Source organism: Streptomyces sp. NPDC028289, assembly GCF_055565975.1.
Window position 1 is genome coordinate 672,194 of sequence record NZ_JBVHTI010000004.1, and the last position, 12,180, is coordinate 684,373.

The 12,180-nt window shown below is 71.0% G+C and carries 11 protein-coding genes; 6 read left to right on the plus strand and 5 right to left on the minus strand.

Going from position 1 to position 12,180, the window contains the following annotated elements:
- Positions 1-138 precede the first annotated feature (138 nt).
- Together ACZ4UV_RS23050 and ACZ4UV_RS23055 are read right to left on the minus strand one after the other, a co-directional pair.
- Positions 139-1,698 carry a glycoside hydrolase family 53 protein gene (locus ACZ4UV_RS23050; RefSeq protein WP_451020748.1) on the minus strand — a complete coding sequence of 520 codons (1,560 nt, stop codon included), beginning with the start codon at positions 1,696-1,698 and terminating at the stop codon, positions 139-141.
- Positions 1,699-1,853: 155 nt separating this feature from the next.
- Complete coding sequence (locus tag ACZ4UV_RS23055) at positions 1,854-3,875, minus strand: beta-galactosidase (RefSeq protein ID WP_467840249.1); 2,022 nt, start codon at positions 3,873-3,875, stop codon at positions 1,854-1,856.
- 238 nt (positions 3,876-4,113) lie between these two features.
- Between ACZ4UV_RS23055 and ACZ4UV_RS23060 the strand changes: the two genes are divergently transcribed.
- The 6 genes from ACZ4UV_RS23060 (at position 4,114) to ACZ4UV_RS23085 (ending at position 9,320) form a co-directional block, all read left to right on the plus strand.
- Entirely contained in the window at positions 4,114-5,433 is a 1,320-nt protein-coding gene (locus ACZ4UV_RS23060) for an ABC transporter substrate-binding protein (protein ID WP_467840252.1), read from the plus strand.
- Entirely contained in the window at positions 5,430-6,356 is a 927-nt protein-coding gene (locus tag ACZ4UV_RS23065; RefSeq protein ID WP_451020740.1) for a carbohydrate ABC transporter permease, read from the plus strand. Before ACZ4UV_RS23060 ends, ACZ4UV_RS23065 begins: the two co-directional genes overlap by 4 nt.
- Positions 6,353-7,258, plus strand: coding sequence for a carbohydrate ABC transporter permease (locus tag ACZ4UV_RS23070; protein ID WP_451020739.1), 906 nt, complete (start codon positions 6,353-6,355; stop codon positions 7,256-7,258). Before ACZ4UV_RS23065 ends, ACZ4UV_RS23070 begins: the two co-directional genes overlap by 4 nt.
- Positions 7,255-8,289 (plus strand): LacI family DNA-binding transcriptional regulator, encoded by a 1,035-nt coding sequence (locus ACZ4UV_RS23075; protein ID WP_467840257.1) that lies wholly within the window; start codon positions 7,255-7,257, stop codon positions 8,287-8,289. The genes ACZ4UV_RS23070 and ACZ4UV_RS23075 overlap by 4 nt, the downstream gene beginning before the upstream one ends.
- Positions 8,290-8,506: 217 nt before the next feature.
- Positions 8,507-8,857: a VOC family protein gene (locus tag ACZ4UV_RS23080; RefSeq protein ID WP_351492934.1), complete on the plus strand. Its 351-nt coding sequence runs from the start codon at positions 8,507-8,509 to the stop codon at positions 8,855-8,857.
- Between the two features lie 64 nt (positions 8,858-8,921).
- Positions 8,922-9,320, plus strand: coding sequence for a MarR family winged helix-turn-helix transcriptional regulator (locus ACZ4UV_RS23085; protein ID WP_467840260.1), 399 nt, complete (start codon positions 8,922-8,924; stop codon positions 9,318-9,320).
- Here the strand turns inward: ACZ4UV_RS23085 and pqqB are convergent.
- From pqqB to ACZ4UV_RS23100, 3 genes are all read right to left on the minus strand, one after another.
- The gene (pqqB, locus tag ACZ4UV_RS23090) at positions 9,317-10,210 is read right to left on the minus strand and encodes a pyrroloquinoline quinone biosynthesis protein PqqB (protein ID WP_451023293.1); all 894 of its coding nucleotides are present in this window, start codon (positions 10,208-10,210) and stop codon (positions 9,317-9,319) included. The genes ACZ4UV_RS23085 and pqqB overlap by 4 nt on opposite strands.
- 61 nt (positions 10,211-10,271) lie before the next feature.
- Complete coding sequence (locus ACZ4UV_RS23095; RefSeq protein WP_467840265.1) at positions 10,272-11,384, minus strand: hypothetical protein; 1,113 nt, start codon at positions 11,382-11,384, stop codon at positions 10,272-10,274.
- Between the two features lie 50 nt (positions 11,385-11,434).
- Entirely contained in the window at positions 11,435-11,836 is a 402-nt protein-coding gene (locus ACZ4UV_RS23100; protein ID WP_351492943.1) for an SseB family protein, read from the minus strand.
- Positions 11,837-12,180: the final 344 nt, after the last annotated feature.

Sequence of the window (12,180 nt, forward strand, 5' to 3'; positions counted from 1 at the left end):
GACGGAGTCCGGGCGCGATGTCCGAGATCGAACGGCCGTACGGGGTCGGCCGGTCGTGGGCTTGCCGGCACCCCGGCTCCCGGACGGGGCGGAGGGGCCCGGCCGTCCCCTTACGGCCGGGCCCCCGTCAGTGGTGGTTCAGCGGTGGCTGAACCACGCCATGGAGGACAGCGCCTTGTCGTCGTAGCCGAACAGGGCCTGGTTCTCCCAGCCGTTGCCGGACGTGGCGTCGGTCGGGTCCCAGCCGTTGCCGGTGACGGCGGTCCAGGTCGCCTCCCAGTAGAAGACGCCGAGGCCGCGGCCGTTCGGGACGGCCTCGACGATGTTCGCGACGGCGTTCATCCAGGCCAGCTGGCCCGCGGCGGTGGCCGGGTAGCCGGTGACCAGTTCGCTGCTGGTGTCGATCTGGTTCTCCAGGGAGTCGTCCTGGGCGAGGGTGAACGGGTAGGCGGTCTCGGCGACGAAGACCGGCTTGGAGTAGCGGGAGGCCACGTCGTCCAGGGTGGTCTGGGCGGCGGCCAGCGAGCCGTGCCAGTAGCCGTAGTACGACAGCCCGATCACGTCGTAGTCGATGCCGTAGGTCTTGGCGTTGTCGAACCACCAGCGGACCGTGGCGTCGTCGCCCGCGTTGGCCAGGTGCAGGGCGACCTGGGTGGCGGAGGAGACCGCCTTGGCCGCGCTGTAGCCGGAGTTGATGAGGCCGGCGAGCTGGGACCAGTTGCTCGTCGAGCCCTCGGACCAGAGCATGCCGCCGTTGATCTCGTTGCCGATCTGGACCATGTCGGCGGTGGTGCCCTGGGACTTCAGCGCGTTGAGGACGTCGTAGGTGTGGTTGTAGACGTCGGTCTTGAGCTGGCTGTAGGAGTGGCCGGACCAGGCGGCGGGCTTGGTCTGCTTGCCCGGGTCGGCCCAGCTGTCCGAGTAGTGGAAGTCGACCAGCAGCTTCATGCCGGCCGCCTTGATCCGCTTGGCCATGGCCAGGACGTGCGCCTTGTCGTTGTAGCCGTCGGCCGGGTTGACCCAGACCTTCAGGCGCGCGTAGTTCATCCCTGCGTTCTTGAGGATGGTGACCGCGTCCCCGGCGGTGCCGGAACTGGTCTTGTAGACGCCGCCCTTGGCCTCACTCTTGGCCAGTGACGAGATGTCGGCGCCCTTGATGGACAGACCGGTCGACCCGGAGGCGAAGGTCAGGTCGTCGACGTTGATCCAGTTGCCCGCGTTGGCGTCCGAGTAGATGCTGATCGTGCACTGGTTGTTGGTGACCGCGATCGAGGTGACGATCCGCACCCAGCTGCTGGTGGAGACCGGCAGGTCGGTCCGCTGCTCCGAACTCCCGCAGTTCTTCAGGGATATGTACGCGGAGTTCTGCCCGCCGCTGGAGCGGGTCCAGGCGGTGAGCGTGTAGTTCCCGTTGGTCAGCCCCGACAGGTACTGGTACGTCTCCACCTTGTAGGCGGAGGCCGAGTAGTGGCTGAGGCGGTAACTGCCGCTGTGGCCGCCGGACTCGGTGTACGAGGCGCCCGTGTCGCCGTACTCCGACCAGCCGGTGGGCGTGGCCACGCCCGCACCGTCCGACTCGAAGCCGCCGTTGGTGAGGGTGCTCGCCGCCTGGGCGGTCTGCGCCGGGAGGGCGGTGAGGGCGAGCCCGGCCAGGAGCGGCAGCAGCAGGGCTCTGAGGGTGCGTCTGGGATGGAACATCATCGTCCGTCGTCCCTTCGACGTGACTGGGGTGGGGTGTCCTCCGGCCGGGCCGGAGGAGAGGCCCCTCCGCCCGCGGCTCTCGTGGCACTCGCGGACGGAGGGGAGTCTCGGCGGGTCCGGGCCGGCGGCGCTGCCCGGCCCGGCGGGCGGGCTCAGCCGTCGAGTCGTACGACCCGGACGGTGCCCGCGGGGACCGCGAGGCGGCCCGCGGCGCGTTCGCCCGTCAGCAGCTCGGTGCCGTGCGCCTCCAGCGGCACCTTGGCGTCGGTGGCGGTGTGGTTGATCGCGAAGAGAAAGCTCCCGGACTCGCCGGTGCGGCGGACCACCTCGACGTCGCGGGGCAGTTCGGCGCGGGGCGCGATCCGTGCGTCCTCGGCGGCCCGGCCGAGCAGGGCGTCGAGGCCGTGCGCGTCCAGGCGCGTCGACACGTACCAGGCGGTGCCCTCCCCCAGCCGGTGCCGGGTGACCGCGGGCCGGCGGGCGGTGAGGCCGTCGGCGTAGCTCCATACGGTCTCGGCACCGTCCGGGACGACGAACTCGGTCCACACGTCACCGGTCAGCTCGGAGCCGTCGGTGCCGGTCAGCCGCACCCGCTGGTCCGTCAGGAGCGGGGAGAACTCCTCGACCGTGAGGCCCAGGGTCTCACGGAGGGTGCCGGGGTAGGCGCCCTCGTGCACCGCGTCGTGCTCGTCGACGATCCCCGAGAAGTACGAGACGACCAGCGTGCCGCCGTTCGCGACGTACTCGCGAAGGTTGTTCCCGGCCGCCTCCGTCATCAGGTACAGGGCCGGTACGACGACAAGGGGATAGGCCGACAAGTCGCTTTCCGGGTGGGCGAAGTCGACGGTGAGGTGGCGGTCGTAGAGGGCCTCGTAGAAGGCGTCGGCGCGTTCGCGCGGGTCGTGGTCCTCGCTGGGGCGCCACTGGAGGTTCTGCGCCCACCAGGACTGCCAGTCCCACAGGACGGCGACGTCGGCCTGGGTTCGGGTGCCCCTGATCCGGGTCAACGAGTCGATGGAGGCGCCGAGTCCGACGACCTCGCGCCACACCCGGGTCTCCGTGCCGCCGTGCGGGAGCATCGCGGAGTGGAACTTCTCGGCGCCGCGCCGGGACTGACGCCACTGGAAGAACATGGCGCCGTCGGAGCCGCGGGCCACGTGCGCGAGGGAGTTGCGGGCCATCTGGCCGGGGCCCTTCGCGGGGTTGCGGGGCTGCCAGTTGACGCCCGAGGTGGAGTGTTCGAGGAGCAGCCAGGGGGCGCCGCCGGCGACCGAGCGGGTGAGGTCGGCGGCCATGGCGAGGTTGACGTGGGTGCGGCGCCCGTCGGTGATCAGGTAGTGGTCGTTGGTGACCAGGTCGACCTCGCGGCCCCAGGCCCAGTAGTCCATGGAGTCGCACTGGCTCAGGGCGGTCATGAAGTTGGTGGTCACCGGGACGCCGGGCGAGAGGCGGTGCAGGATGTCCCGCTCCATGCGGAAGTTCTCGCGGATGGTGGCGTCGGCGAACCGCTTGTAGTCGAGGGCCTGGCCGGGGTTGACCACGGTCGGGGTGACGCGCGGCGGGTTGATCTGTGCCAGGTCGGTGTAGTGCTGACCCCAGAAGGCCGTGCCCCAGGCCTCGTTGACGGCGTCGACTGTCCCGTGGGCGCCCGCGAGCCAGCGGCGGAAGTGGGCGGCGCAGGAGTCGCAGTAGCAGGCCGAGACCGGGACGCCGTACTCGTTGTGGACGTGCCACAGCGCGAGCGCCGGGTGGTGGCCGTAGCGCTCGGCCAGACGGGTGGTGATGTTCGCGGCGGCGGCGCGGTAGTCGGCGTTGGAGTGGCAGATGGCGCCGCGCGAGCCGAACTCGTAGCGCACGCCCTCCGCGGTCACCGGCAGGGCCTCGGGGTGGGCGCGGTAGAACCAGGCGGGCGGTGCCACGGTGGGGGTGCCGAGGTCGACGCGGATGCCGTTCTCGTGCAGCAGGTCGAGGACCCGGTCGAGCCAGCCGAAGTCGTACTCCCCCGGCGCAGGCTCCAGCAGGCCCCAGGAGAAGATCCCGACGCTCACCATCGTGACCCCGGCCTCGCGCATCAGCCGGACGTCCTCGTGCCAGACGCTTTCCGGCCACTGCTCGGGGTTGTAGTCCCCGCCGAAGGCGAGCCTGGTCAGGCCCCTGGGGGTGGTGTCCGGCATTGGATCTCTCCCGTTTAATCGATCATTTGGGAACGTTCACACACACCGATCGTGGCGCGAGCCCAACATAACCGCACAGCAACAACCATTGACAAGTGTCCGGGATGTTTCTCTACTGTGAACGCTCACAGAGCATGACACGGACTCGCGACGGGCGATGATCCGGGTCTGAGAACGCTCACACATCTGCATGGCAGGCCCCCGCCACGGGCGGGGGCCCAGGTCAGGGGAGAGATCCATGCCGCACACGAAGCGCCGCCGCCTCGTGACAACCGCCGTCGCCGTCTCGCTCGGTGCCACCGCCCTCGCCGCCTGCGGCTCGTCCGACGACGACAGCAAGGCGGACTCCGGTCCGGTCTCGCTGACGTACTGGGCCTGGGCGCCCGGTATGGACAAGGTCGTGGACCTGTGGAACAAGGGCGAGGGCAAGAAGGACCAGATCACCGTCACGGTGAAGAAGCAGGCGTCCGGCGACACGCTGGTCACCAAGATCCTCACCGCGCACAAGGCCAAGAACGGCCCCGACCTGGTGCAGGCCGAGTACCAGGCGCTGCCGACGCTGGTCAGCAACGACGCGGTCGCCGACATATCCAAATCGGTCGGCGACGCGAAGGCGAAGTTCGCCGACGGCGTCTGGCAGCAGGTCACGCTGGGCACGGACGCGGTGTACGCGGTGCCGCAGGACATCGGCCCGATGATGTTCTACTACCGCGCGGACCTGTTCAAGAAGTACGGCCTCAAGGTGCCGACCACCTGGGACGAGTTCGCCCAGGACGCCCGTCAGCTGAAGAAGAAGGCACCCGGCCTCGACCTGACCACGTTCTCCGCCAACGACTCGGGCCTCTTCGCGGGCCTCGCCCAGCAGGCCGGCGCCAAGTGGTGGACCACCTCCGGCGACAAGTGGAAGGTCGCCATCGACGACGCGGCCACCCAGAAGGTCGCCACGTTCTGGGGCGGTCTGGTCAAGGAGGGCGTCATCGACAACCAGCCGATGTACACCCCGGCCTGGAACAAGGCGCTGGACACCGGCAAGCAGATCGCCTGGGTCTCCGCCGTGTGGGCGCCGGGCACGCTGACCACGGCCGCGCCCGACACCAAGGGCAAGTGGGCGATGGCCCCGCTCCCCCAGTGGTCCGCGTCCGAGAAGGTCACCGGCAGCTGGGGCGGCTCCTCGACCGCCGTCACCACCGACTCCAAGCACCAGGCGGCCGCCGCCAAGTTCGCGGCCTGGCTGAACACCGACGGCGAGGCGCTCAACGCGCTTGCCAAGGAGAGCGGCATCTACCCGGCCGCCACGAACGCCCAGACCAGCGGTGCCTTCGCCAGCCCGCCCGCCTACTTCTCGAACCAGTCGGACTTCTACACCAAGGCCGCCGAGATCGCGAAGACCACGGCGCCCTCCGCCTGGGGCCCGAACGTGAACGTCGCGTACACGTCCTTCAACGACGCCTTCGGCACCGCCGCGAAGAACAAGTCGGACTTCGCCGCCGCCCTGCAGAAGATGCAGGACGACACGGTCGCCGACATGAAGAAGCAGGGCTTCGAGGTCTCTCGGTGACGAGCCCCACCGTCAGGAAGCCGTACGGGGTCAAGGGGGCCCCGTATGCCTTCCTCATCCCCGCCGCGATCCTCTTCGTCCTGTTCTTCGCGCTGCCCATCGGGTACGCGGTCTGGCTCAGCTTCCGCAAGGTGCACGTCTCCGGGCTCGGCCTGGGTGCGGGCGCCCGCACGGAGGTCTGGGCCGGCCTGGAGAACTACAAGGACGCCCTCACCGACAACGAGTTCTACGACGGTGCGCTGCGCGTCCTCGGCTACGGCTGCATCGTCGTCCCGGTGATGCTGGGCCTCGCCCTCCTGTTCGCCCTGATGCTCGACTCCGAGCGGGTCCGCCTCGCCCCGTTCACCCGGCTCGCGATCTTCCTGCCGTACGCCATCCCCGGCGTGGTGGCCGCGCTGCTGTGGGGCTTCCTGTACCTGCCGGACGTCAGCCCCTTCTACTACGTGCTCGCGAAGCTGCACCTGCCGCAGCCCGACCTGCTGGACGGCGGGCCGCTGTACCTGGCCCTGTCCAACATCGCGGTGTGGGGCGGCACCGGCTTCAACATGATCGTCATCTACACCTCGCTCAGGTCGATCCCGGCCGAGGTCCACGAGGCGGCGAAGCTGGACGGCGCCACCCCGCTGCAGACCGCCCTGCGGATCAAGATCCCGATGGTGGCGCCCTCGCTGGTGCTCACCTTCTTCTTCTCGATCATCGCGACGCTGCAGGTGTTCAACGAGCCGACCACCCTCAAGCCCCTGACCAACTCGGTCAACACGACCTGGAGCCCGCTGATGAAGGTGTATGTCGACGCCTTCGCCAAGGGGGACATCTACTCCGCGGCGGCGGAGGCGACCCTCATCGCCCTCGCCACGCTGATGCTGTCCTTCGGCTTCCTGCGGGCCGCGAACCGCCGCAACAAGCAGGAGGCACCGGCATGAGTTCTCTTGCCGTCCGCAAGGCCGCCCCGGCCGCCGGAACGACGCCCGGCACCGCACAGGGACCGCCGCTGCGCCGCCGCATCGCCCTGGTCCCGACGCTCACGCTCGTCCTCGGCGCGATCTACACGCTCCTCCCGGTGGCCTGGGTGGTGATCGCCTCCACCAAGTCCGGCAGCGAGCTGTTCTCCACGTTCACCTTCCTGCCCGGCACCGGCTTCCTGGACAACCTCAAGGACCTCAACGCCTACCGCGCGGGCATCTACTGGCACTGGATGGGCAACTCCGCCCTCTACGCCGGCCTGGGTGCCCTGCTGTCGACGGCGGTGTCCGCCTTCAGCGGCTACGCGCTCGCGACCTACCGCTTCCGCGGCCGCGAGACGATCTTCAACGTGCTGCTCGCCGGCGTGCTGATGCCCCCGGTCATCCTCGCCATCCCGCAGTATCTGCTGCTCGCCAAGGCGAACCTCACGGACTCCTACCTGTCCGTGCTGCTGCCGCAGATCCTCTCGCCGTACGGCGTCTACCTCTCGCGGATCTACGCGGCCGCGGCCGTGCCCTCCGACGTGGTGGAGGCCGGGCGGATGGACGGGGCGAGCGAGTGGCGGATCTTCACCCGGATCGCGCTGCCGATGATGGTCCCGGGCATGGTCACGGTGTTCCTGTTCCAGTTCGTGGCCGTCTGGAACAACTTCCTGCTGCCCTACATCATGCTGAGCGACGACGAGAGGTTCCCGCTCACCCTCGGTCTGTACACGCTCCTGGAGCAGGGCGCCAACACCCCGGCGCTGTACACCCTGGTGATCACCGGCGCGTTCCTGGCCGTACTGCCGCTGATCGCACTCTTCCTGGTCGTTCAGCGCTTCTGGAGCCTTGACCTGCTGTCCGGGGCCGTAAAGTCATGACCATGAGCAGTAGTGCGGGGGGCCGGCGCAAACCGCCGACGATCCATGACGTGGCGCGCGAGGCCGGTGTCTCACGGGGCACCGTCTCGCGGGTGCTCAACGGCGGGCACTACGTCAGCCCGGCTGCTGCGGAGGCGGTCAACGACGCCATCCGCAGGACGGGTTACGTCGTGAACCGGCACGCCCGCTCGCTGATCACCGGACGTTCGGACTCGGTCGGCTTCCTGCTGACGGAGCCGCAGGAGCGGTTCTTCGAGGACCCGAACTTCAACGTACTGCTGAGCGGTTGCACGCAGGCGCTGGCGAGCCACGACATCCCGGTGCTGCTGATGCTGGCGGGCACGAAGGACGAACGGCGGCGGATCACCCGGTACATCACCGCGGGGCACGTCGACGGGGTGCTGCTGGTGTCGAGTCACTCCGGCGACCCGGTCGCGGAGGAGCTGCGCGAGGCGGGCGTGCCGCTGGTGGCCTGCGGCAAGCCGATCGGGCTCGGCTCGAAGGTGAGCTACGTGGCCGCCGACGACCGGGACGGCGCCCGGGACATGGTCCGGCACCTGCTGAACGTGGGGCGCCGCCGGATCGGCATGATCACCGGGCCGCTGGACACCCCGGGCGGTGTGGAGCGGCTCGCCGGGTACAAGGAGGTCCTCACCGAGGCGGGCATCGCGGTCGACGAGGCGCTCGTCGTGCCCGGGGACTACAGCAAGGCGAGCGGCGAGGCGGGGGCGGAGCGGCTGCTCGCGCAGGCCCCGGACCTGGACGCCGTGTTCGTGGCCTCCGACCTGATGGCGCAGGGCGTGCTGGCGGTGCTCCAGCGGGCCGGCCGGCGGGTGCCGGATGACATCGCTGTCGGCGGTTTCGACGACTCCCCGGCGGCCACCGCGGTGACCCCCCAGCTCACCACCATCCGCCAGCCGTGGGACCGGATCAGCAACGAGATGGTCCGGGTGCTGCTCGCCCAGATAGGGGGCGAGGACCCGGCGGCGGTGATCCTGCCGACGGAGCTGGTGCGGCGCGAGTCCGCGTGAGCCGGGCGCGGTCCGGGGTGCCGGGGGCGTTGTCGGGCGGCTGCGGCCGCGTGGGGGCTGGTCGCGCAGTTCCTCCCCCAGCGCCCCTTCGGGGCGCTTCCTCGGGGCGCTTCCTCAAGCGGTCAGGATTGGAGAAGCCGCGGTGGGCGGCGCCGTCCTAGCGTGGGATCACCGGCCGGAAAGCGCCGGTTCCCTTATCGCGAGGAGTGAGAGCGCCATGAGCGAAGGCGTGCAGACGATCATCTACCCCGTCAAGGACGCGGCGCGGGCCAAGGCCCTGTTCGGTGCGCTGCTGGGCGTCGAGCCGTATGCCGACGAGCCGTACTACATCGGGTTCAAGGCCGCCGGGCAGGATGTCGGCCTCGACCCCAACGGGCACGCCCAGGGCCTGACCGGGCCGACGCCGTTCTGGCACGTCACCGATCTGCGGGAGCGGCTCGCGGCGCTGCTGGCCGCGGGCGCCGAGCTGGTCCAGGACGCACGGGACGTGGGCAACGGGCGGCTGGTCGCCTCGGTGAAGGACGCCGACGGAAACATGGTGGGGCTGCTCCAGGACCCGGTGGCCTGAGACTGCTTGCACCCGCACTAGTTGCGCACTCAACAATTGGCTTGATCGGTGTTACGGTGCGGGTATGGCAGTGAAGACGGCCGAGGCCCGGCTCGAGCAACAGTGGCGGGACATCCTGTCGGTGCACGCGCGCACCATGTGCGAGATCGACCGGGTGCTGCATCCGCACGGGCTGGGCGCGAGCGATTTCGAGGTGCTCGACCTGCTCGCCACCGAGACCCCGGCCGAGGGTGACCACTGCCGGGTGCAGAACCTGGTGGGCCGGGTCCACCTGAGCCAGAGCGCCCTCTCCCGGCTGATCGGACGGCTGGAGAAGGACGGCCTGGTGGAGCGTTCGGTCTGCGTCGAGGACCGGCGGGGCGTATGGGTCGCGCTCACCCCGAAGGGCCGCGCCCTGCACGCCGAGGTACGGCCGCTGCAGCGGGCGGTACTGGGGCGGATGCTCGAAGGCGCGGAGGGCTAGAGCGCGAACTCGATCCCGTCGGGGAGGACCTCGACGCCCTCCGCGGCCACCTGGGCGCGGGCCCTGGAGGCCGGGTCGACCAGGGGGTTGGTGTTGTTGAGGTGGGTGTAGATCCGGCGGGTGCGGGGATGGCGGGCCAGGGCGGCAAGGCTGCCGTGGGCGCCGGAGACCGGGAGATGGCCCATCGCCGCCTGCCGGCGGGGACCGGAGCGGACCGTGCTGCCCATCTCGCGGGCGGTGAAGAAAGTGCCGTCCAGCAGGACGCAGTCGGCCTCCGCGCAGAGCTCGTCCAGGACGTCGCTCCAGGAGCCGACGCAGGGGGCGTACAGCAGCACTCCCCCGGTGGCCAGGTCCTCGATGCGGTACGCCGTGACCCAGCGGCCGTCGGATTCGGCGAGCGCGGCCGGGACGTACGCCGGGACCTTGGCGCCGACCGGATGGGCGGTGACGACCAGGCCGCCGGCCAGCACGAAGCCGCCGTCGGCCAGGCTGTCGGCCCACTCCCAGGGGGCGTAGCTGTCCAGGGCGCCCCGGGCCGGGGCCAGCACCGTCCGCACCGGCGGGGCCGCGTACACCTTGAGGTCCGGCGCGCCGCGCAGCACGGTCAGGCCGGTGACGTGGTCGGCCTCCGCGTCGGTGAGCAGCACGCCGCGCACCGGGGAGTCCCGGGGGCCCGGTCCCGGCCACAGCGCGGCCGTGGCGGTGAGCTGGGCGCGGATGTCCGGGGAGGCGTTGAGCAGCCACCAGTCCCGGCCGTTGCCGGTCAGCGCGACGCACTCCTGGGTCCGGGAGGGCAGCTTGCCGTCCCGGGCGGCGGCGCACAGCGCGCAGGCGCAGTTCCACTGCGGGAACCCGCCCCCGGCGGCGGTGCCCAGCAGGACGACCCTCACGACGATCCGCCCCTCTCGGTCTCCCGGCCCCTGCTGGGATCTTCCCTCAGGATGCGCCGCGCTACCCGTCGACGGGGGGAACTTCCGGCCGTCCTTCGGACGGCTGCCGGTCCACCGGGCGGAGCGGCGGGATCGGTTCCGAGGGGAAGTCGCGGTCACCGGTCCACAGCGCGGGTACGGCGTCGCAGCGCCGGCACAGCTCGTAGGCGACCGCCTCGTAGTTGACCCGCCAGCCGTGGAAGTGCGGCCAGGCCTCGGCGGTGCCGCGTTCGGCCCGGAAACCGGTCTTCTCCAGCATGGTCACGGCCTCCTCGAACTCCCCGTAGGTCAGCTCGATGGGAGCGTCCGGGGCCGGGTCGGTGTCGAAGGTGACCCGCACGGAGGCTGCGATGTCACGCAGTGCGGTGAACCCGGCGCGCAGCACCAGCCGGGCCTCCGGCGGGGCGGAGCGCGGGGCGAGCGCGAGCTGCATGGCCGCCGCGTCCATGACGGCGATCAGGCCGACCAGCCAGCTGCGGTAGGGGCGCGGCGAGCGGAACGCCAGCAGAACCGGGTAGGTGGCGTGGCTCTCCCCCATGTCCGCGGCCAGCCGCTCCCAGGAGCGGTACAGCTCGGGCAGCGCGGTCTCGGTGTCGACCAGCCACTGCCGGGCGAGGATCTCCGGTCCCCAGGCGGGCTCGCCGGCCCGGGACTGCAGGAGGGTGACCTCCAGTTCGCGGCGGTTGTAGGCGGCGTACAGCGTAGGCAGGTAGGCGATCTGCAGCGCGATGACGACGGGGCCGGTGGCGGCGGCGACGAAGTCGAGCGCGGACAGCCGCAGCCGGGCGCCGCTGGCGAACCCGAGGGTGAACAGGCTGGAGCCCGCCTCCCGGAACGCGGTGCTCCAGGAGAGCGGGGAGAACCCGTACAGCAGCATCCCGAAGCCGAGGAACGCCCCGCCGAGCCAGGCGGCGAGCATGCCGACCAGCATGAGCGGGGCGAGCCAGGTCTGCGCGCGGTCGATGGACCGGTAGCCGCCGCGGTGCGCGGTGAAGCAGAGCACGCGGCGCAGGCCCCACCACAGCCGGTACACCAGCACGGAGTACAGGCCCCGGGGGACCACGAGCGTGCGCAGGATGCTGCGCAGGACCAGGATCAGTACCAGTCCCCCGGCCACCCCGGAGATCCATTCCATGGCGCCATTCTGGCCCGCACGGCGGCCTCCCGGTGACCGGAGCGCCCAGTTCAGCCCGCCGGCCGGGCCAGCAGGGTGCGTACGCCCTCCGAGGTGAGCGTCAGGGCGTGCGCGGAGCTGCCGTCTATGGCGAGCGAGAGGTTGTCCTCGGGCCACTGCGAGGCGAGCGCGCCGAGCGGCACCACGCGGTAGCGCGAGACCGTCGGCAGCAGGCCGGTCAGCTCCCCTTCCGAGGTGAACACGGGGACGACGGGGTCGCCGTCGGGGCGTTCCAGGACGGGCAGGGCGATCATCGCGGGGTCGGCCGCCTCGGCGGCGTCGTCCGGGACCGGGACCAGGACGTCGCTGTGTGCGAGCGTGTCCAGGGCGGTGGTGTCCTCGGCGTTCACGGCCAGCGTGTCGAGCGCCCGCTGGGCCGGCGTCGGGAAGTCGTCGTGTGCGGGTGTCTCCATGGCAGATCCCCAGGTAGCGGTGGTGGTACAGGCCGCGGGTCCGGCGGGCACCGGGCGGCCACGGCACGCGTACCCGGTCGGGGCCGGGGCATGCACCGGGGACCACCAGGGCTTTCGCCACCCCTGGGAAGAGCGCGCCCGAATCCGCAACGGCGACGGCTCGCGACCCGGAAACCGGCGGCCGGGGGTGGTCGGGGCGGAGTGAGGGGTGGTGCGGGGGCAGTTCCCGGTGGCACGTGCCTCGCGCTCCGTCCCCCCGGCACCACTCGCGGCGCGGGTGCGGGGGTAGGGGTAGCCGCGGACGGTGACGGTCCGCATCCGGCCCGTCATCCTTGCGACACGAG

Excerpts from the sequence above, each read along its gene's own strand:
- ACZ4UV_RS23100 (WP_351492943.1), bottom strand. The coding sequence starts at position 11,836 with ATGGAGACACCCGCACACGACGACTTCCCGACGCCGGCCCAGCGGGCG.
- ACZ4UV_RS23085 (WP_467840260.1), top strand. The coding sequence starts at position 8,922 with ATGGCAGTGAAGACGGCCGAGGCCCGGCTCGAGCAACAGTGGCGGGAC.
- ACZ4UV_RS23070 (WP_451020739.1), top strand. The coding sequence starts at position 6,353 with ATGAGTTCTCTTGCCGTCCGCAAGGCCGCCCCGGCCGCCGGAACGACG.
- ACZ4UV_RS23075 (WP_467840257.1), top strand. The coding sequence starts at position 7,255 with ATGACCATGAGCAGTAGTGCGGGGGGCCGGCGCAAACCGCCGACGATC.
- ACZ4UV_RS23050 (WP_451020748.1), bottom strand. The coding sequence starts at position 1,698 with ATGTTCCATCCCAGACGCACCCTCAGAGCCCTGCTGCTGCCGCTCCTG.
- ACZ4UV_RS23055 (WP_467840249.1), bottom strand. The coding sequence starts at position 3,875 with ATGCCGGACACCACCCCCAGGGGCCTGACCAGGCTCGCCTTCGGCGGG.
- ACZ4UV_RS23080 (WP_351492934.1), top strand. The coding sequence starts at position 8,507 with ATGAGCGAAGGCGTGCAGACGATCATCTACCCCGTCAAGGACGCGGCG.
- ACZ4UV_RS23095 (WP_467840265.1), bottom strand. The coding sequence starts at position 11,384 with ATGGAATGGATCTCCGGGGTGGCCGGGGGACTGGTACTGATCCTGGTC.
- ACZ4UV_RS23060 (WP_467840252.1), top strand. The coding sequence starts at position 4,114 with ATGCCGCACACGAAGCGCCGCCGCCTCGTGACAACCGCCGTCGCCGTC.